Genomic DNA, 16,438 nt, shown 5'->3' with positions numbered 1-16,438 from the left:
GGAGGGCGCAATGAACATCCTAATTTTGGGTAGTGGTGGACGTGAACATAGTCTTGCTTGGGCTGTGAAACAGAACCCGAAATGTGATCGACTGATCGTTGCGCCAGGTAACGCTGGTATCGCGCAAATTGCTGAATGTGCGGCAATCGACATTCTGGATGGCGATGTTGTTGCGACGTTCGCCGAAGAGAACGCGATTGATTTCGTTATCATCGGGCCTGAGGCCCCTCTGGCCGCTGGCGTCGCTGACCGTCTGCGCGAAGCTGGCCTAAAGGTGTTTGGCCCGTCCAAGGCCGCAGCGCAGTTGGAAGCGTCCAAAGCCTTTACCAAAGCGATTTGTGATGCGGCGAATGCACCGACGGCGGCCTATGCGCGCTTTACTTCGGCGGCCCCAGCTAAGGATTACATCCGCGAACAGGGCGCGCCGATTGTCGTGAAGGCCGACGGTCTGGCTGCGGGTAAGGGCGTGATCGTTGCGATGAACGAACAAGACGCGCTGGATGCCATCGACGATATGTTCGGTGGCGAATTCGGTGAAGCTGGCGCTGAGGTCGTGATCGAAGAGTTTATGGACGGCGAAGAGGCGTCCTACTTCCTCCTCGTGGACGGTGAAAACGTGCTGCCGATTGGCACCGCGCAGGACCACAAGCGTGTCGGCGACGGCGACACTGGTCCGAATACGGGCGGGATGGGTGCTTACTCGCCTGCTCCTGTTTTGTCGGACGAGGTTGCCGCAAAAGCCCTGAACGAAATCGTTATTCCGACCATGAAAGCGATGAAAGATCAGGGCATGCCCTATCAGGGCGTCCTTTATGCGGGTCTGATGATTAAAGACGGGCAACCCCGTCTTGTTGAATATAACTGCCGTTTCGGTGACCCCGAATGTCAGGTTTTGATGATGCGCTTGGGTGGTCAGGCTCTCGACCTGATGCTTGCCTGCTCTGAGGGTCGTTTGAACGAAGTTCAGGCGCAATGGGCAGATGATCATGCGCTCACCGTCGTGATGGCGTCGAACGGCTATCCGGGCACCTATCAAAAAGGCACCGTGATCAAGGGTCTGGGCGACTTGCCTGAGACCAGCAGCGAATATTGCTTCCACGCGGGCACCGCCGAAAAAGACGGCGCGATTGTTGCGACGGGTGGGCGTGTTCTGAACGTGACCGCTCGTGGCGCGACCTTGGCCGAGGCGCGTGCGCGTGCCTACGCGATGGTTGAGCAGATCGATTGGGCCGAAGGGTTCTATCGCAGCGATATCGGTTGGCGCGCGCTCTGAAATCTCAGACTCAAGCGAGGTTGAAGTCAGCCTCGCTTGGCACTTGAAGCCCTTGTTTCGGTGCGCCTAGTGGGTCATTGAGTGCCGCAACCACGGCCTCGGCGAGAAACGCGCCAGCGCGTGCTGCATCCTCGCGCAGGGTGAGGATGTTAGGGTTGCAGAACCTCAGGATCGACGTTGCTTCTTTGCCAAAAATGTCGACTTCCCGCCCTGCCGATTTAGCACCAGCGGCAGCGGCCATCGCAGCAACGCCCGAAGCGGTTATCAGCGCATCGACATCAGGGTTGTCCTTTAGCCGCAGCGCAATTGCGGCACGAATTTCGTCAATCCGTGCGTCGCTATCGACATCATCCAAAACTGTCAGCGATACGCCGCAATCCGTGGCAGCAGTCAGAGCCCCTTCGATCATGTGAGTTGCGTAAAGCTGGTCCTGTTTCGGCGCGAGGAGTGCGATGCATTTGCGCCCACGCGCGGCCAAGTGGCGAACGGCAAAGTCCCCAAATGCCGCGTTGTCATAGTCAAAATAGGCATGGCGATCGGACATGTTTGTTCGACCGTGCGTGGCAAATGGAAATTGCTTTTCCAACAGATAAGCGACACGAGGATCGTCCGCTTGGGTTCTGTTCAGGATTACCGCATCTGCCAGTCGATTTTCGACGATCTGCCGAATGGGCTTCATCGGGTCATCGTCAGGTAAATAAGGCGTGACGTTTAGGTGATAGGGTGTCTCTCGCAAGGCGCGGGCGATTGATCCGATAAGTTGCGCGGTATGGGGCATCAATTCGGAATCTGGTGCGAGGATCAGGCTGATCACCAGCGTCTTGCCTGTCCGCAGTCGAACGCCCGCACGATTTGGCACATAGCCAATCTCTGCCGCGATTTCACGTATCTTCTTCTTTGTTTTTTCGCTGATGTCGGGCGCATCGCTGAGGGCGCGAGATACCGTCGGGATCGCCAATCCGCTCAGTTGTGAAATCGTTTTGAGTGTGGGCTTCCCTGTGACCTGCGCGGCATTAGTGTCGGTGGTCTTTCCCGCGTCGGTCATGTTAAAAACGTTCCTTTTATTCCTATTGTTGGACCCTACATAATCGTTATAGAAAAATCTATAACGTTTTAGATTTCAGATTCCCTCTGACGGAGCACTCAAAATGGCGACCCAATCGATTGAAGCTATCGTGGATGAAATGACGCTGGAAGAACAAGTCGCCATTCTGGCGGGGGCAGATTTTTGGTCGACACCAGAGATCGAACGCCTCGGGATAGCTAAAATGCGCGTCACCGATGGCCCGAACGGGGCGCGTGGGGGCGGATCTCTGTTCGGTGGTGTCACGGCTGCAGCGTTTCCTGTCGGTATCGCGATTGGGGCCTCGTGGGACCCTGAACTGGCCGAACAAATCGGCAGTGCCATCGCGGATGAGGTGAAATCGAAATGCGCGCATGTCGCCTTGGCGCCGACGATTAACCTACATCGTGGGGTGACGAACGGGCGGAACTTTGAGTGCTACTCTGAGGATCCAGAGCTGACCTCGGCTCTCGCGGTTGGCTATATTCGCGGCCTGCAGTCCAAAGGTGTCGCCGCATCGCCCAAGCATTTCGTCGGGAATGAAAGCGAGATTGAACGTACGACCATCAGTTCAGATATCGACGAACGCACCATGCGCGAGCTTTATCTGCGCCCGTTCGAGGACGCTGTGAAAAAGGCGGGCACATGGGCGATCATGTCTTCCTACAATCGTCTGAACGGCACCTACACGGCTGAAAACGAATGGCTGCTCACGGATGTGCTGCGCAAAGAGTGGGGCTACGATGGTATCGTCATGTCCGATTGGTTCGGGTCACGCAGCACCGCGCCGACCGTCAATGCGGGGCTCGATCTAGAAATGCCTGGGCCGACCCGTGATCGTGGCGACAAACTTGTCGCTGCCGTTCACGCAGGCGAAGTCAGCCGTGAAACAGTGCGCACTGCAGCGCTGAACATGCTGCGCCTGATGGATCGGGTGGGGAGCCTTACCGACACGACACCGTTCAACGAGCGTGCGGATGATCGCCCCGAACACCGCGACTTGATCCGCAAGGCGGGGGCAGACGGCATGGTCATGCTCAAAAACGATGGTGTTTTGCCGCTCCCGTCCGAGGCTAAAGTCGCTTTGATCGGTCCAAACGCCAAAGAGGTTAAGATCATGGGCGGTGGCTCTGCCCAGCTGAACCCGCACTACATGGTGTCGCCTTACGATGCGCTTTTGGCCCGCATTGGGGCTGATCAACTCAGCTTTGCCAAAGGCTGCACCAATCACCGTTGGGAACCGATCCTGACGGGTGATTTCGAACTTTCGTTCTATCGCGGTCACGACCTCACCTCTGAACCCGCTCACACTCAATCGATGGACAGCGTAAATGCGTTCTGGGTCCCGCCGTTTGCGGGCGATCAGGTAGATCCGACCAACTTTGCGGCTAAGATCACGGGCACTTTTACGCCGACCACATCGGGCATCCATCACATCGGTGCACATGCTGCGGGCTATGCGCGTGTTTATGTTGATGACAAACTGATTGTGGATTGTTGGGAAGACGCATGGACCAAAGGGCGCACCTTCTTTGAGGAAGGCAACGATGAAGTCGTCGGTGCGGTCGAGCTAACGGCGGGTCAGGCGCATGACATTCGGATCGAGTTCCGTTCGAAAACGCCTGACAACCTGAACCATTCGGCTTTGCGTGTCGGTATTTCGGTGCCGATGACTGAAGCTGATATTGCGCAGGCGGCTGAGATCGCAGCGCAGGCTGATGTGGCTGTCGTTGTGATTGGGCGTTCGGGCGAATGGGATACCGAGGGTTGGGATATGGAGGATATCCACCTTCCCGGTCGTCAGAACGAATTGGTCGCTGCGGTAACGGCGTCCAATCCGAATACGGTCGTGGTTCTACAAACGGGTGGGCCGGTCGAGATGCCTTGGGTCTCTGATGTAGCAGCTATTTTGCAAGCGTGGTATGGCGGGCAAGAAGCGGGCAACTCTATCGTTGATGTGCTCTACGGGGATGCGGAGCCCGCAGGGCGTTTGCCCCAGACCTTCCCGATCAAGCTGTCGGACAATCCAGCCCACTCGCAAGATCCTGAAATCTATCCGGGTCTCAATGGGCATGTTCGATACGCAGAAGGGGTGATGACAGGATACCGCCACTACGACAAACACGGTATCGTACCGATGTTCCCGTTCGGTTTTGGTCTATCTTTCACGGACTTCGATCTTGGACAGTTGGACCTGTCAGAGGATGGTCACGACATCATCTGCACGATCCCTGTCACCAACACAGGGGCGCGGCGCGGTTCAACGGTGGTGCAGGTCTATGTTGGCGATCTTGAGGCTTCGGTCGAACGGCCATCGCGAGAGTTGAAGGCTTTTGCGAAAGTTGACCTAGACGCAGGTGAAACCACAACCGTTCGAATTGCGCTACCGCCGCGAGCCTTCGCGTTCTTTGACGTGACAGTCGGGCAATGGCGGATCGAGGCGGGCAGCTTTACAATTGAAGCAGGGTTGTCTGCGGCAGACATCCGAAGTGTCGCGACTGTTCAGCGCGATGATGCGCTGATCCCTGTCTGATCACATACCAAAGTTATCGCAAATCAGTTCACGGGCCACGGGTGAGAGTTCATAGACAACCGTGCCCGTGGCTGTGTCGATGTCATTCATAAAGACCGCCATGAGACGACCGTCCATGTCGTAGTAGGTCCAGCATTGGGGTGTGGGGTCAAATTCATAGACGAAACAAATCTCGCCGTCATTTTCATACCACTTTCCGGGCTCACAGGTGTTGTCACCCCAACTCCATAAAACGCGGCGGTCGGGCAGGTAGCGTTCCAATCCGTAGGGCGTTTCGCCGTCATAGCCAAAGTCGAGCGTTTTGCCTTCGACGCGGGCTTCGAATTGCTCGGCGGTAAGTGCCGTTTGTGCCGAAACGGGCAGGGCGCAGAGGGAAAGGATGAGTGTGATGGTCCGCATGATGGGAGTGTTCACTGTTTTCCGTCCGCGCTCAATTCAGGTTTTGGTGACCGACCGCCATTTTGCTGCGCGTGGGTCCATGACCTTGCGCCAGAACCGTGGATATAGCGCGACGCAGGCCATAACGGGGAGCGAACGCGGTAGCATCGGGTTTTCGCCCAACTCCAAGGCAGGGTAGGGGCGGGCAGGGTGCGCGTGGTGGTCCGAATGGCGCGGCGCATTGAGCATCAGCGCGGATGAAAACCAATGCGGGCTGTTCCAACTGTGACGGCCCGCAACAGGTTCAGCTTTACCGTCCTCGGTCACATGGCGTTGGAGGCCGTAATGCTGAACATAGTCCGACATCAGTAACTGCACTTGGGCGAAACCTGCAATGGCGAGATACCAAAAGAGGCCGATCTTACCGCCAATCAAATAGGCCGCGCAGATCATCAAAAGCGCCCCGCCGATGTAAATGATGTAGGGATGCCTCCACGAGGCCCGTTCCGCACGTTTCAGCCGCTCTGATTCCGCTTTGAGGCCCGCACGGAACGATCCGACCCATGCCCGAGGAGCAAATCGGTAGAAACTTTCACCTTTGCGAGCGGAATTGGGGTCCGACTTGGTTGCGACAAAGCGGTGGTGGATCAGAACGTGCGCCGAAGTGTGATGCCCAAAGAGGACCGAGATATAGGCCCACATACCCAAGTCGTGCAGAAAACGGCTGCCGCGATGGATCAGTTCATGGGCATTCGAATTGCCAACCTGCCCGAGGTAGAGCCCTGTTGCCACAAATACCCCGACCTTTTCCCAACCGCTTAGGCCGAGACCCATCCCGTAAGTGACTGCTGCTAATACACAAAACTGACCAAGGGCGATTGCGACTGATAACCGATCTGCCACAGGAAATTCGGCCTCGGGCACGGTGGGCGTGATCCGTTTCACCAATTCGTCCAGCGATGCGGTCATCAGGGTCATGTAAAGCGGCGCGAGCAGCGCCCACCATCCGCCCGTCAGCGCAGCAAGCACGATCAGGGGCAGCGGTGTCAGTGTCGCAATCGTAAAAAGCGTCATTGGGCGCATGGGACTCTCCTGTTGGTGCAGTGATATGCCCCCTAATCGCGACTGACCAGTGGCGCAGGTCTTTCCATCGCTCTCCGTTGCCATTAGGTGATGGTAAAACCGGTTCAGGGCTTACTTATGTCGTTCTTCAAGAAACTTCGTGACCGTTTAACCAAATCTTCGTCGAAAATCGATGAGGGGCTGGAGGCTATTGTCGAAGAGGCAGAGGATTATCTACCCGCCGAGGAAGAGCTTGATCCCATCGTTGAAGAGGTGATCGAAGAGCAGTCCGTTGAAGTCGAAGACGACGAGCCTAAGGTTGAGGTAGAGGACGAGCCTGAGGTTGCACCTGCGCCTGTCGCTCCGGTTCAGTTGACCGTCACGCCGATGCCATTGATCGAAGACGCGCCCACCGAGGAATCCGCGAAGCCCGGCATCTTGGGTCTTATGCTCGGGCGCAAGCCTGATGCGCCGCGCCGGACGCTTGACGATGATATGCTCGAACAGCTCGAAGAGTTGTTGATTGCCGCTGATATGGGTGTCGATACCGCGCTCCGTGTCACGTCGAGCATGGCCGAAGGTCGTATGGGCAAAAAGCTGTCGGTCGAAGAAATCAAACAGCTTCTCGCCGACGAAGTCACCCGCATCATGGAACCCGTGGCTCGTCCCCTGCCGATCTATGCAAAGAAACCGCAGGTGGTTTTGGTGGTCGGCGTGAATGGGTCGGGCAAAACCACGACCATCGGTAAGTTGGCGAGCCAGTTTAAGGCCGCTGGTAAATCGGTGGTGATCGCAGCTGGCGATACGTTCCGTGCGGCGGCTGTTGAACAATTGCAAGTTTGGGGGCAGCGCGCTGGCGTGCCTGTCCTGACCGCACCCGAAGGGTCGGACCCTGCGAGTCTCGCTTTTGACGCGATGACAAAGGCTCACGAGGATGGTGCTGACCTGCTGATGATTGATACAGCGGGCCGTTTGCAGAACCGTCAGGATTTGATGGAAGAACTGTCGAAAATCGTCCGCGTGATCCGTAAGAAAGACCCCGATGCGCCGCATAACACGCTGTTGGTGTTGGATGCGACTACGGGTCAAAACGCGATCATGCAGGTCGATGCGTTCCAGAAACTCGCGGATGTATCGGGCCTAGTGATGACGAAACTTGACGGCACGGCAAAAGGCGGCGTTCTGGTCGCGCTTGCTGATAAATTCGGCCTGCCGATCCACGCGATCGGTGTCGGTGAACAGATCGACGACCTTGCACCCTTCGATCCCGAAGATTTCGCCAAAGCACTGGTTGGTCTGAACTAAATGCCGAAACTAGTCCGTCTGTCCAATGGGTGAGTGGCTCGTTTCTCTCGAAGGCACGGACCAAGGTCGGCAACTAGCGACACTGTTGGTTTTGACGGCAGCTTTGGCCCACGCAGCTTTCGGTGCGTTGCAAAAGGGCAAACACGATCCGTGGGTGGCGCGTGGGTCGATTGACCTGTGGTTCACGCTCGTCTCAGCCCCTGTCGCGCTGTTCGTTGTTCCGTGGCCTGAAGGCGCGATGTGGGGTGTCCTCGCTGGCGCTATGGTGATCCATTTCATCTACAAGGTGACGATGGCGCTGGCCTACGAATACGCGGCCTACACGGTGGTCTATCCCGTTGTGCGCGGCTCTGGCCCGCTGGTCACAGTGATTTTTGCCTCGGTCGTCTTTCACGAACATTTCACACTGGTTCAATGGCTCGGCGTGGCGTGCCTGTCGGGGGGGATCCTCCTTTTGGCGCTGCGCAACCTGAGCGAAGAAGTGATCGACCCGTGGCGGGTCAAAGTCGCGCTCGTCTGGGCGGTCCTTTGTGGTTTGATGGTTGCGGTCTACACGACCTATGACGCGTGGGGCATTCGTCAGGCGACTGATCCGTTTACCTTCCTTGCGTGGTTCTTTTTCCTGTCGGGCGTAGATATGCCCATCATCGCGATCCTGAAGTTGCGCAAATCTGGTGAACGTCCCCAAATCGGCCCGCTGATGTGGCGTGGATTTGCGGGGGCTGTGATTGGGTGGATCAGCTTTGGCGGCGTGATGATCGCGACGCGGTTGGTCAAGGTCGGCGAAGCAGCGGTGCTTCGTGAAACTTCTACCGTTTTTGCGGCCTTGATTGGATGGTTCATCTTGGGTGAAAAGGTGGGGCCGCGCCGTTTGGCGCTGATGACTTTGATTGCCATAGGGGCAATCATTGTGGAAATGGGAGGCTAGAATGTCAGCAAAACCGATCAATCCGATCCTGAAACAGGTGCTGGAACTGGGGCCGACATTGGTGTTCTTCCTGCTCTACATTAAGATCAAAGATAACACCTATACTATTGCAGGCACTGACTATTCCGGCTTTATCGTCGCGGCAGTCGTGTTCATTCCTGTGCTTCTGGCAGCCATGGCCGTGCTTTGGTTTCTCACGAAAAAACTATCGCGGATGCAGGTCTTCACCGCGATCATGGTGATCTTCTTCGGTGGGTTGACCGCATGGTTCAATGATGAGGCCTTCTTTAAAATGAAGACCTCAATTGTTTACGGGCTCTTCTCGCTGCTGCTCGGTATCGGGTTGCTACGTGGTCAGAGCTGGCTCGAATATGTGATGGGAGAGTTTCTGCCTATGCAGCGCGAAGGGTGGATGATCCTCACCCGCCGTCTGACTGTGTTCTTTGCAGGTCTGGCAGCCGCTAATGAATTCATCTGGCGTACGCAGAGCGAGGAACTTTGGGTCACGCTCGAAACCTTTGCGTTCCCCGTGGTCCTGTTCTTGTTCCTCTGGTCGCAGATTGTGACGCTCCAGCGGTTCTTGATCGAAGAGCCTAAGTAAAGAAATCCGCGGCGATCCGCATGTCGCGCAGAGGGCGCACAATGCGGATCGATTCAGCGTAGAGCGGGTCAGCCTTGTAGGCCGCTAGCTGTTCGGCATCGTCAAATTCAGCATAGACAATGAAATCTGGGCCATTGGGGCTGATGGGATCAGAGTTCAGGTTTTCACCGATTTCGATATGGCGGCACTCTTTGATGTTTTCCAAGAGTTTGAGCCCTTGGAAAACGGTGTCGCGATCATCTGGTGACTTCGCTGTGAAAAAGACGATGTGACGTATCATTTTTGTTTGAACAGCCGTTCCATTTCTTCTTTTGAGAAGGCCTTTTGGCGCAGTTCGGCTCCGACTTCCATCCCTTTTGCAACTTCGGGACGTGCGGCCATACGCGCCAACCACGCGGCAAAGTTCGGTTTGTCGTCAAGCGTTTGCTGCTGACCTTCCCAGCTAGCGGCCCAAGGGTAGATCGCCATATCCGCGATTGAATATTCGCCGCAGACGTACTCTTTGTCCTGGAGCTGCTTGTCCAAGATGCGATAGAGGCGGCCAACCTCATTGCGATAACGGTCTTGCGCGTAGGGGAGCACTTGGGGCGGGGACATATCGGGCGCGTATTTGAGGAAGTGATGCGCCTGACCTGCCATCGGCCCCACGCCGCCCATTTGCCACATCAGCCACTGTTCGATCATCACCCGTTCGCGCTCTGTCAAACCGCCGAATTGTCCAGTTTTCCGCGCGAGGTATTGCAGGATCGCCCCCGATTCAAAAATAGAGATCGGTTCGCCGTCGGGGCCATCACGGTCAACGATGGCGGGCATGCGATTGTTCGGCGCAATGGCAAGGAAGTCTGGTGCGAATTGGTCGCCCGCCCCGATGTTGATCGGGATCAGGTTGTAGTCCAAGCCCATCTCACCCAAGGCTATGGTGATCTTTTTGCCGTTTGGCGTCGGCCAGTAGTAGAGATCGATTGCAGCGGTCATCTGAAACTCCTGTTCGCAAGGTGGGGTCACAATGCGCGTTTCGCGCTGGGCCGCAAGGCCGTTTTCCTTGACCAGAATGTCACAACGGCGTAACCACTCTGCCGTGGCGATTTGAACCGGATTGCGGGCCACGTTAAACAAACCGCTAAAAAGGAAACAGGCCAACCCCTGCTCCCTTTATTCGGTGTAGGGGTTTTTTAATGGCCGTAAGGAACAAAGACATGGACAAACTTTCCAAACGTACTCGCGCCGTGCATTCGGGCACCCGCCGCAGCCAGTATAACGAACTGTCCGAGGCGATTTTTCTGACGCAGGGCTTTGTCTACGAAACCGCAGAACAGGCAGAGGCCCGTTTTGTGAAACTCGGCGAAGATGAATTTATCTATGCGCGCTATGGCAACCCGACCGTTGCTATGCTCGAAGATCGTATGGCCGACCTTGAGGGCGTTGAGGCAGGATTTGCCACAGCTTCGGGTATGGCGGCGGTGAACGGTGCGCTGATGTCGATGCTGAAGGCTGGCGATCACATTGTGTCGAGCCGCGCGTTGTTCGGATCGTGCCTCTATATCCTCGAGGACGTGCTGCAACGGTTTGGCGTCGAACTGACGCTGGTCGATGGTCGTGATCTGGATGCGTGGAAGGCTGCGATCCGTCCCGACACCAAAGTTGTCTTCTTTGAATCGATTTCGAACCCGACGCTCGAAGTGATCGACATGAAGTCTGTCGTTGAACTGGCGCATGCCAATGGCGCGATTGTTGTGTGTGACAACGCGATGGTCACGCCTGCATATTCGATCGCTGGCGAGTTGGGTGTTGATCTTATCGTCTATTCGACCACCAAACACGTAGACGGCCAGGGTCGCTGCCTTGGCGGTATGGTTCTGGGCAAAAAAGAGCTCGTTCGTGGGCCGGTCGAGGCATACCTCAAACACACGGGCGGCGCGATGAGCCCGTTCAACGCTTGGGTCATGCTGAAATCGCTCGATACTCTGTTCCTGCGCGTGGGTCAGCAGTCTGAAACCGCGTTGAAATTGGCTGATGCGCTTGCCGGTCATACAAAGCTGAACTCGGTGAGCTACCCTCTTGATCCGCGTCATCCTCAGTACGAATTGGCGAAGTCGCAATACGAGGGCGTCGGCACTGTTCTGGCGATCGATGTGAAAGGCGGCAAAGAAGAATGCTTCCGGTTCCTCAACGCGCTCAAGATTTTCACGATCACCAACAACTTTGCGGACAGCAAGTCGCTGGTGACCCATCCTGCGACCACAACGCACCAGCGTTTGCCTCAGGATCAGAAAGACACGTTGGGTATCACACCTGGTTTGGTGCGTGTGTCCTGTGGCCTTGAGGATGCTGACGATCTGTTGGCAGACCTGAAACAAGCATTGGATGCCATCTGATGAGTGATCCGCGCGACGGTTCCAAGCGTATTCCCTTCGCATTTGATGGAAAACTGTCGCGCGCATCCCATATAGTGGGGCGTGCTGCACCTGCGGGAGGCTCCGACATGAATATCCACTCGTCTGACATGGACCGCGAACCGTCGCGCGAAGAAGCCGAGGCGGCGCTGGCGCTTTTGCGGCGCTGGGCAGGCGATGCCACACCCGAAGAGGTGGCAACGCTCGATCCTCTCGTGTCGCGCCTGATCCCTGGGCAAGAGGTTTCAAACTACCCAGCCCTCGCTCGCGCCTATCCCGAAGATTTCGTGGTGGATGAGGACTACAAGGCGTCTATGCCTGACCTCCAGAACGGGCCGAGCAGCCTGATCAAAGGGGCAAAGCAGCAAATCCAGCACGTCGGGATATCGAACTTCCGCCTTCCTATCCGGTTTCACACCCGCGACAATGGTGATGTGACGCTCGAAACCTCTGTGACGGGGACGGTGAGCCTTGAAGCGGAAAAGAAGGGCATCAACATGTCCCGCATCATGCGGTCCTTCTACAAGCACTCCGAGCAGACGTTCAGCTTTGAGGTTATGGAGAACGCGCTGGACGCCTATATGGCCGATCTCGAAAGCTTTGATGCGCGTATCCAGATGCGGTTCCGTTTTCCGATGAAGGTTCGTTCGCTGCGTTCGGGGCTTGAGGGGTTCCAGTATTACGATATCGCGCTCGAACTGGTTGAACGCGCAGGCGTGCGCAAAAAGATAATCCATCTCGATTACGTCTATTCGTCGACATGCCCCTGTTCGCTCGAACTGTCCGAACACGCGCGCCAATTCCGTGGTCAGTTGGCCACGCCGCATTCGCAGCGCTCTGTGGCCCGTATGTCGGCGGTGATGGAAGACGGCCCGATGCTATGGTTCGAAGATCTGATCGACATGGCGCGTGTTGCTGTCCCGACCGAGACCCAAGTGATGGTTAAGCGCGAAGACGAACAGGCATTCGCCGAACTCAACGCAGCCAATCCGATCTTTGTCGAAGATGCGGCGCGTCTCTTCTGCGAGCAGCTTCAGCGGGACCCGCGTGTTGGCGATTTCCGCGTAGTGGCCAGCCACCAAGAGAGCCTGCACAGCCATGACGCTGTGTCGGTCTTGGTCGAGGGGGAGACCTTTGATAGCGACAGCATTGACCCGCGTTTGTTCACAACGTTGTTCCACGTCGGATAAGTTCTGCATTGCAGCAGGCGAAATGCTGCAATGCAAAAACAACGGTGCGCATACTGACCTATTGGCGCTATCGTTCATGTATGAGGGAAACAACCCGTTCTACATGGATGTTCCAAAATGGCACAAATCGCAGTTAATCCGACCTTTGACGCAGCGCCGCTTCGCGAGAAATTCGACCAGTTCGTTTCTGCTCTTGGTCGCGGTTTTAAGGCTTATGGGGAACGCAAATCCCGCGCTGGCGAATTTGCTGCTCTTAACGCAAAGACCGATGAACAGCTGGCTGCGATGGGTCTTCGTCGTGATCAGATCGCCGTTCACGTCTTCCGCGATATGTTCTACGTTTGATGATGATGTGATCCGCGGCAGGGAATTTGCCCGTGTCGCGGCTTGACAGACAAGCAGCCTAACGCCAAGCCTTCGGCCATGATTGATATGCGCCCAGTTGGATACGTGATAGGATTGCTGACAGCCGTAATGGGGTTGACCATGGTCGCCCCGATGCTGTTCGACCTTTTTCACAACGACCCCGAATGGCAGACCTTTCTGCAAAGTTCGGTACTGACAACTATGGCTGGGGTGTTTCTCGCCTTGGCCTGCTCGAACCAATTGGGCGATGGGTTGACGCTCAAACAGAGCTTTATCCTCACCACAGGTGTTTGGATCGCTTTGCCCGCCTTCGGGGCTATTCCGTTTATGATCGGGGAAACCCAGCTTTCGCTCGTTGATGCGATGTTCGAATCCATGTCGGGCATGACCACGACAGGGGCCACGGCGATTGAAGGGCTCGAAACCCACTCTTACGGCATTCTACTTTGGCGCGGAATCCTGCAATGGCTTGGTGGGCTTGGGATTGTCATTGTTGCAATGATTTTTCTGCCCGTGATGAAAGTCGGCGGGATGCAGTTCTTTCAGTCCGAGGGCTTTGATACCTCGGGCAAATCGCTGCCCCGTGCCTTGGACATCGCAAAGGGCCTGCTGAATATCTACATCGGTCTCACGGTGCTCTGTGCGGTTTGTTACGGGATCTCTGGGATGAACATGCAGGAATCGATCGTGCATGCCTTCACGACGATTGCGACGGGGGGCTATTCGACCTCGGATGCATCCTTCGCCGCGTTCCCTGGTGCGCCGCAGTATGTCGCTGTGGTCTTTATGTTCCTTGCCTCAGTGCCGTTCTTGCGATTTTTGCAAATGGTCACAGGTGATCCGAAACCCTTGTTCCAAGACGCGCAGGTGCGGGCCTATTTCACATGGACGCTCTACGCGACTGCGCTGATCGTGGTGTTTCGTATGTTCTCGCACGGGGACTACAGCGAAGAGATGTTCCGCTCGACCTTGTTCAACGTTGTCTCGATTTTCTCTGGAACGGGCTATGGCGACGGGGATGTGGTCGCTTGGGGGCCATTTGCCTTTGCGATCTTATTTGCCGTAGGCATGATTGGCGGCTGTTCGGGGTCGACGGGCTGTTCGATCAAAGTGTTCCGCTATCAGTTTATGCTGCGTGCGATTTCGGCCCAAATTCAGCGTCTTTATAGCCCGAGCCGCGTTGTATCCGTTCGGTTCGAAGGTCGGGCCGTGAGCGACGAGGTCTTAAGTTCCGTGATGCTGCTTTTTAGCTGCTTTGTGATGACCTTCGGCATTCTGGTTGTTCTGATGGGCATGACGGGGCTTAGCTTTTTTGCGGCGATCACTGGGGCGTGGACAGCGATCTTTAATATCGGTCCCGTGTTCGGCCCAGAGGTTGGACCGTCGGGCGCAGTGCATCCGTTCCCAGATACGGCGAAATGGTTGATGATCTTGGGAATGCTCTTGGGACGGCTAGAGATCGTTTCGGTGTTCGTTCTCATCCTGCCACGGTTCTGGCGCTCGTAAAAAGGGGCGCCGAAGCGCCCCAATTCATTACCAGCAGCTGACCAAGACGGTCATGTCTGACGCCATGGATGTGAGCGTTTCTGGCGGCATGTAAGCCATCGAGTCCGTTGTTCTTGCCGTCACCCCTGCCGAAGTGAGCGCGTTCAAAATGCCCTGAGCGGAATAAGCAAAGCTGACCTCTTCAGGCAGGACTTGATTACCCGTGGCAGGGTGCGGCAAGAGCATGCCGATCACAGCACCGCCATTGTCGAACACCGGACCACCAATGTCGCCATCCTCGGTCTGCATGTTTAGGCGCAGGGTGCTGTCATTTCCGTCCAAGCCACGCACATCAGCAAGTGTCCCAAAGGTCAGCGTCGGCAAGGTGAGCGCGCCGCCGTAGGGATAACCACCCACGGTGATTTGCGACTGGATGCGGGGCAGGGCGGTTTGAATGTCCGCCGACCCCATCGGGGCAAGACGGCTCTGCGGACGCAGGATGGCAACGCTGCCGTCGTTGAACACAACATCTGCGTCGAAACTATCGTCCAGCGTCACCCGTTCACAGTTCGCAACGGTGGTTGCTGCTGTCACAACAGTGCCCGCGCCGTCCACATAGAATCCAGAGCGTGCGAGTTGCGGTTTACGGATTGCGAGGCCAGAGACCAGATCAATGGACTGTTCGTCGGCAGCTTGGGCGGGGTTGAGAACGCCGTCCAACGTTTCAAAGCTCGCTTTCATGATCTCGGTCACGCGGGTGCGGCGTTCGTCGTCACCAGCGGGCCAAACGAGGGCAAACCCCTTGATCTGACCACCAGAGAGCGACGCAGTCACATAGGTGTGGATGCTGTCATTCACGCCTTCGATTTCAAACGAGCTATCGCGGCGATTGCGGTCACCCGTTGTCGGCACGATTTCCAGTGTTTGCAGGATTTCATAAAGACCAAAGAACCGCGTCCGATCACCAGGCTGCGAAATCAGCAGGACCGTTACGCCCGACCCATCCTTTTCTTCGAACCGCGCGAAGGGGGAGTCATATGCTTTGAATTCGACAGCGCCGGTCGGGATTTCAATGGCGATGCCTGTGGCGTCGTCACGGATCAATTCCATGTCCAGACCCTGGAGGACGGCGTTGTATTGCGCCAAGAGGTCGGCACGTTGAAGCGTGGTCAGAACGCCCGTGTTGGTGTAGCCGTTCGCTTCTTGCCATGCGCTCATGGAGGCACGGGTGCCACGACCAAAGGCGCCGTCGATGGAGGAGTTGTAGAACCCTGCCCATTTCAGCGCGATCTGAAGCATCTCACGTTCGCCACGGTCCAGCGCCGCTTCGCTCGCGCGGGCCTCGGCCAGTGTTTCGTCGACAACGGCGGGTTCCGCAGGTGCTTCATCAGGAACAATCGTCACAACGGGGAGGTCGGCCGTTTCTGTCGGCAGCGGTTGCGGTTTGATCGGTGCACCAACGCCAATCGGCCAGAATTGTTGGCCAAAGCGTTCGCCGTCGCTGACAAACGCATCACGCGGGATTTGGCCTGAGTTGCGCAGCTGACGGCGCAGGGCTTCGGCATCAGGACGGGTGTAGGGCCCGAGCGCCACGCCATACCAATCTGAACCCAGATAGAATCCGTTCACATCGTCCAGCTCAGCCGCATATTTACGCGCTGCATCCTGTGCGGCGGTCAATGTGGGGTGCGCTTCGAGTTGGACCCAAGACGACTGCTGGGCAGCCGCAGAAAAGGACGTAAACACAAAAATAAGAAAAACGGATAGGCGACGGATCATACTGTTCCCAATTCTACAGTCAAAGTATGGGGCTTTATGACACCACTCGACGGGCATTACCAAGCCCCCGACGCCCGAAAAT

Annotated in this window: 15 protein-coding genes and 1 riboswitch; of the genes, 9 read left to right on the top strand and 6 right to left on the bottom strand. The window is 56.4% G+C overall.

Translation table 11 applies throughout. The features are described 5' to 3' along the window. The first annotated feature begins 10 nt into the window (after positions 1 to 10). Complete coding sequence (gene purD / locus AC1QQ2_RS03340) at positions 11 to 1,273, top strand: phosphoribosylamine--glycine ligase (RefSeq protein WP_479712070.1); 1,263 nt, start codon at positions 11 to 13, stop codon at positions 1,271 to 1,273. Between the two features lie 10 nt (positions 1,274 to 1,283). Here the strand turns inward: purD and AC1QQ2_RS03335 are convergent, their stop codons facing one another. Beyond that, entirely contained in the window at positions 1,284 to 2,318 is a 1,035-nt protein-coding gene (locus AC1QQ2_RS03335; protein ID WP_479712069.1) for a LacI family transcriptional regulator, read from the bottom strand. 103 nt (positions 2,319 to 2,421) lie between these two features. Between AC1QQ2_RS03335 and AC1QQ2_RS03330 the strand changes: the two genes are divergently transcribed. After that, a complete protein-coding gene (locus AC1QQ2_RS03330) occupies positions 2,422 to 4,869 on the top strand; it encodes a beta-glucosidase (protein ID WP_479712068.1) in 2,448 nt (815 codons plus the stop codon). On the opposite strand, the gene AC1QQ2_RS03325 is transcribed toward AC1QQ2_RS03330, so the two are convergent. Both AC1QQ2_RS03325 and AC1QQ2_RS03320 read right to left on the bottom strand, forming a co-directional pair. Beyond that, the gene (locus tag AC1QQ2_RS03325) at positions 4,870 to 5,268 is read right to left on the bottom strand and encodes a hypothetical protein (protein WP_479712067.1); all 399 of its coding nucleotides are present in this window, start codon (positions 5,266 to 5,268) and stop codon (positions 4,870 to 4,872) included. A 36-nt stretch (positions 5,269 to 5,304) separates the two neighbouring features. Then, positions 5,305 to 6,330, bottom strand: coding sequence for an alkane 1-monooxygenase (locus AC1QQ2_RS03320; RefSeq protein WP_479712066.1), 1,026 nt, complete (start codon positions 6,328 to 6,330; stop codon positions 5,305 to 5,307). A 117-nt stretch (positions 6,331 to 6,447) separates the two neighbouring features. On the opposite strand from AC1QQ2_RS03320, the gene ftsY reads away from it, so the two are divergent. From ftsY to AC1QQ2_RS03305, 3 genes are read left to right on the top strand one after another with little or no spacing between them, the layout of a single operon-like run. Then, positions 6,448 to 7,614 carry a signal recognition particle-docking protein FtsY gene (gene ftsY / locus AC1QQ2_RS03315; protein ID WP_479712065.1) on the top strand — a complete coding sequence of 389 codons (1,167 nt, stop codon included), beginning with the start codon at positions 6,448 to 6,450 and terminating at the stop codon, positions 7,612 to 7,614. A gap of 25 nt (positions 7,615 to 7,639) precedes the next feature. Continuing rightward, positions 7,640 to 8,542, top strand: coding sequence for a DMT family transporter (locus AC1QQ2_RS03310; protein WP_479712064.1), 903 nt, complete (start codon positions 7,640 to 7,642; stop codon positions 8,540 to 8,542). 1 nt (position 8,543) lies between these two features. Continuing rightward, positions 8,544 to 9,143, top strand: a complete 600-nt coding sequence (locus tag AC1QQ2_RS03305) for an inner membrane-spanning protein YciB (RefSeq protein WP_479712063.1) — start codon at positions 8,544 to 8,546, stop codon at positions 9,141 to 9,143. On the opposite strand, the gene AC1QQ2_RS03300 is transcribed toward AC1QQ2_RS03305, so the two are convergent. Continuing rightward, on the bottom strand, positions 9,136 to 9,423 hold the full coding sequence (locus tag AC1QQ2_RS03300) for a Dabb family protein (protein ID WP_105234526.1): 288 nt from the start codon (positions 9,421 to 9,423) through the stop codon (positions 9,136 to 9,138). The two genes, AC1QQ2_RS03305 and AC1QQ2_RS03300, sit on opposite strands and share 8 nt — an antisense overlap. Beyond that, the gene (locus AC1QQ2_RS03295) at positions 9,420 to 10,118 is read right to left on the bottom strand and encodes a glutathione S-transferase N-terminal domain-containing protein (RefSeq protein WP_479712062.1); all 699 of its coding nucleotides are present in this window, start codon (positions 10,116 to 10,118) and stop codon (positions 9,420 to 9,422) included. The genes AC1QQ2_RS03300 and AC1QQ2_RS03295 overlap by 4 nt, the downstream gene beginning before the upstream one ends. A gap of 93 nt (positions 10,119 to 10,211) precedes the next feature. Beyond that, a riboswitch (SAM riboswitch) is annotated at positions 10,212 to 10,288 on the top strand. Between the two features lie 51 nt (positions 10,289 to 10,339). On the opposite strand from AC1QQ2_RS03295, the gene metZ reads away from it, so the two are divergent. From metZ to AC1QQ2_RS03275, 4 genes are all read left to right on the top strand, one after another. Further along, a complete protein-coding gene (metZ, locus tag AC1QQ2_RS03290; protein WP_479712061.1) occupies positions 10,340 to 11,518 on the top strand; it encodes an O-succinylhomoserine sulfhydrylase in 1,179 nt (392 codons plus the stop codon). Positions 11,519 to 11,625: 107 nt separating this feature from the next. Continuing rightward, complete coding sequence (folE2, locus tag AC1QQ2_RS03285) at positions 11,626 to 12,726, top strand: GTP cyclohydrolase FolE2 (protein WP_479712121.1); 1,101 nt, start codon at positions 11,626 to 11,628, stop codon at positions 12,724 to 12,726. Positions 12,727 to 12,843: 117 nt separating this feature from the next. After that, positions 12,844 to 13,071, top strand: a complete 228-nt coding sequence (locus tag AC1QQ2_RS03280) for a hypothetical protein (protein WP_105234529.1) — start codon at positions 12,844 to 12,846, stop codon at positions 13,069 to 13,071. Positions 13,072 to 13,149: 78 nt separating this feature from the next. Next, the gene (locus AC1QQ2_RS03275; RefSeq protein WP_479712060.1) at positions 13,150 to 14,598 is read left to right on the top strand and encodes a TrkH family potassium uptake protein; all 1,449 of its coding nucleotides are present in this window, start codon (positions 13,150 to 13,152) and stop codon (positions 14,596 to 14,598) included. Between the two features lie 27 nt (positions 14,599 to 14,625). On the opposite strand, the gene AC1QQ2_RS03270 is transcribed toward AC1QQ2_RS03275, so the two are convergent. After that, complete coding sequence (locus AC1QQ2_RS03270; protein ID WP_479712059.1) at positions 14,626 to 16,356, bottom strand: trypsin-like peptidase domain-containing protein; 1,731 nt, start codon at positions 16,354 to 16,356, stop codon at positions 14,626 to 14,628. Between the last annotated feature and the right edge of the window lie 82 nt (positions 16,357 to 16,438).

Origin of the sequence: Aestuarium sp. (assembly GCF_023253315.1) — a bacterium.
Classification (GTDB): Bacteria; Pseudomonadota; Alphaproteobacteria; order Rhodobacterales; family Rhodobacteraceae; genus Marivivens; species Marivivens donghaensis.
This window is presented reverse-complemented; position numbering and strand designations above follow the sequence as displayed.

Excerpts from the sequence above, each read along its gene's own strand:
- AC1QQ2_RS03310 (WP_479712064.1), top strand. The coding sequence starts at position 7,640 with ATGGGTGAGTGGCTCGTTTCTCTCGAAGGCACGGACCAAGGTCGGCAA.
- purD (WP_479712070.1), top strand. The coding sequence starts at position 11 with ATGAACATCCTAATTTTGGGTAGTGGTGGACGTGAACATAGTCTTGCT.
- AC1QQ2_RS03320 (WP_479712066.1), bottom strand. The coding sequence starts at position 6,330 with ATGCGCCCAATGACGCTTTTTACGATTGCGACACTGACACCGCTGCCC.
- AC1QQ2_RS03275 (WP_479712060.1), top strand. The coding sequence starts at position 13,150 with ATGATTGATATGCGCCCAGTTGGATACGTGATAGGATTGCTGACAGCC.
- AC1QQ2_RS03270 (WP_479712059.1), bottom strand. The coding sequence starts at position 16,356 with ATGATCCGTCGCCTATCCGTTTTTCTTATTTTTGTGTTTACGTCCTTT.
- AC1QQ2_RS03280 (WP_105234529.1), top strand. The coding sequence starts at position 12,844 with ATGGCACAAATCGCAGTTAATCCGACCTTTGACGCAGCGCCGCTTCGC.
- folE2 (WP_479712121.1), top strand. The coding sequence starts at position 11,626 with ATGAATATCCACTCGTCTGACATGGACCGCGAACCGTCGCGCGAAGAA.
- AC1QQ2_RS03325 (WP_479712067.1), bottom strand. The coding sequence starts at position 5,268 with ATGCGGACCATCACACTCATCCTTTCCCTCTGCGCCCTGCCCGTTTCG.
- AC1QQ2_RS03305 (WP_479712063.1), top strand. The coding sequence starts at position 8,544 with ATGTCAGCAAAACCGATCAATCCGATCCTGAAACAGGTGCTGGAACTG.
- AC1QQ2_RS03300 (WP_105234526.1), bottom strand. The coding sequence starts at position 9,423 with ATGATACGTCACATCGTCTTTTTCACAGCGAAGTCACCAGATGATCGC.
- metZ (WP_479712061.1), top strand. The coding sequence starts at position 10,340 with ATGGACAAACTTTCCAAACGTACTCGCGCCGTGCATTCGGGCACCCGC.
- AC1QQ2_RS03295 (WP_479712062.1), bottom strand. The coding sequence starts at position 10,118 with ATGACCGCTGCAATCGATCTCTACTACTGGCCGACGCCAAACGGCAAA.
- ftsY (WP_479712065.1), top strand. The coding sequence starts at position 6,448 with ATGTCGTTCTTCAAGAAACTTCGTGACCGTTTAACCAAATCTTCGTCG.
- AC1QQ2_RS03335 (WP_479712069.1), bottom strand. The coding sequence starts at position 2,318 with ATGACCGACGCGGGAAAGACCACCGACACTAATGCCGCGCAGGTCACA.
- AC1QQ2_RS03330 (WP_479712068.1), top strand. The coding sequence starts at position 2,422 with ATGGCGACCCAATCGATTGAAGCTATCGTGGATGAAATGACGCTGGAA.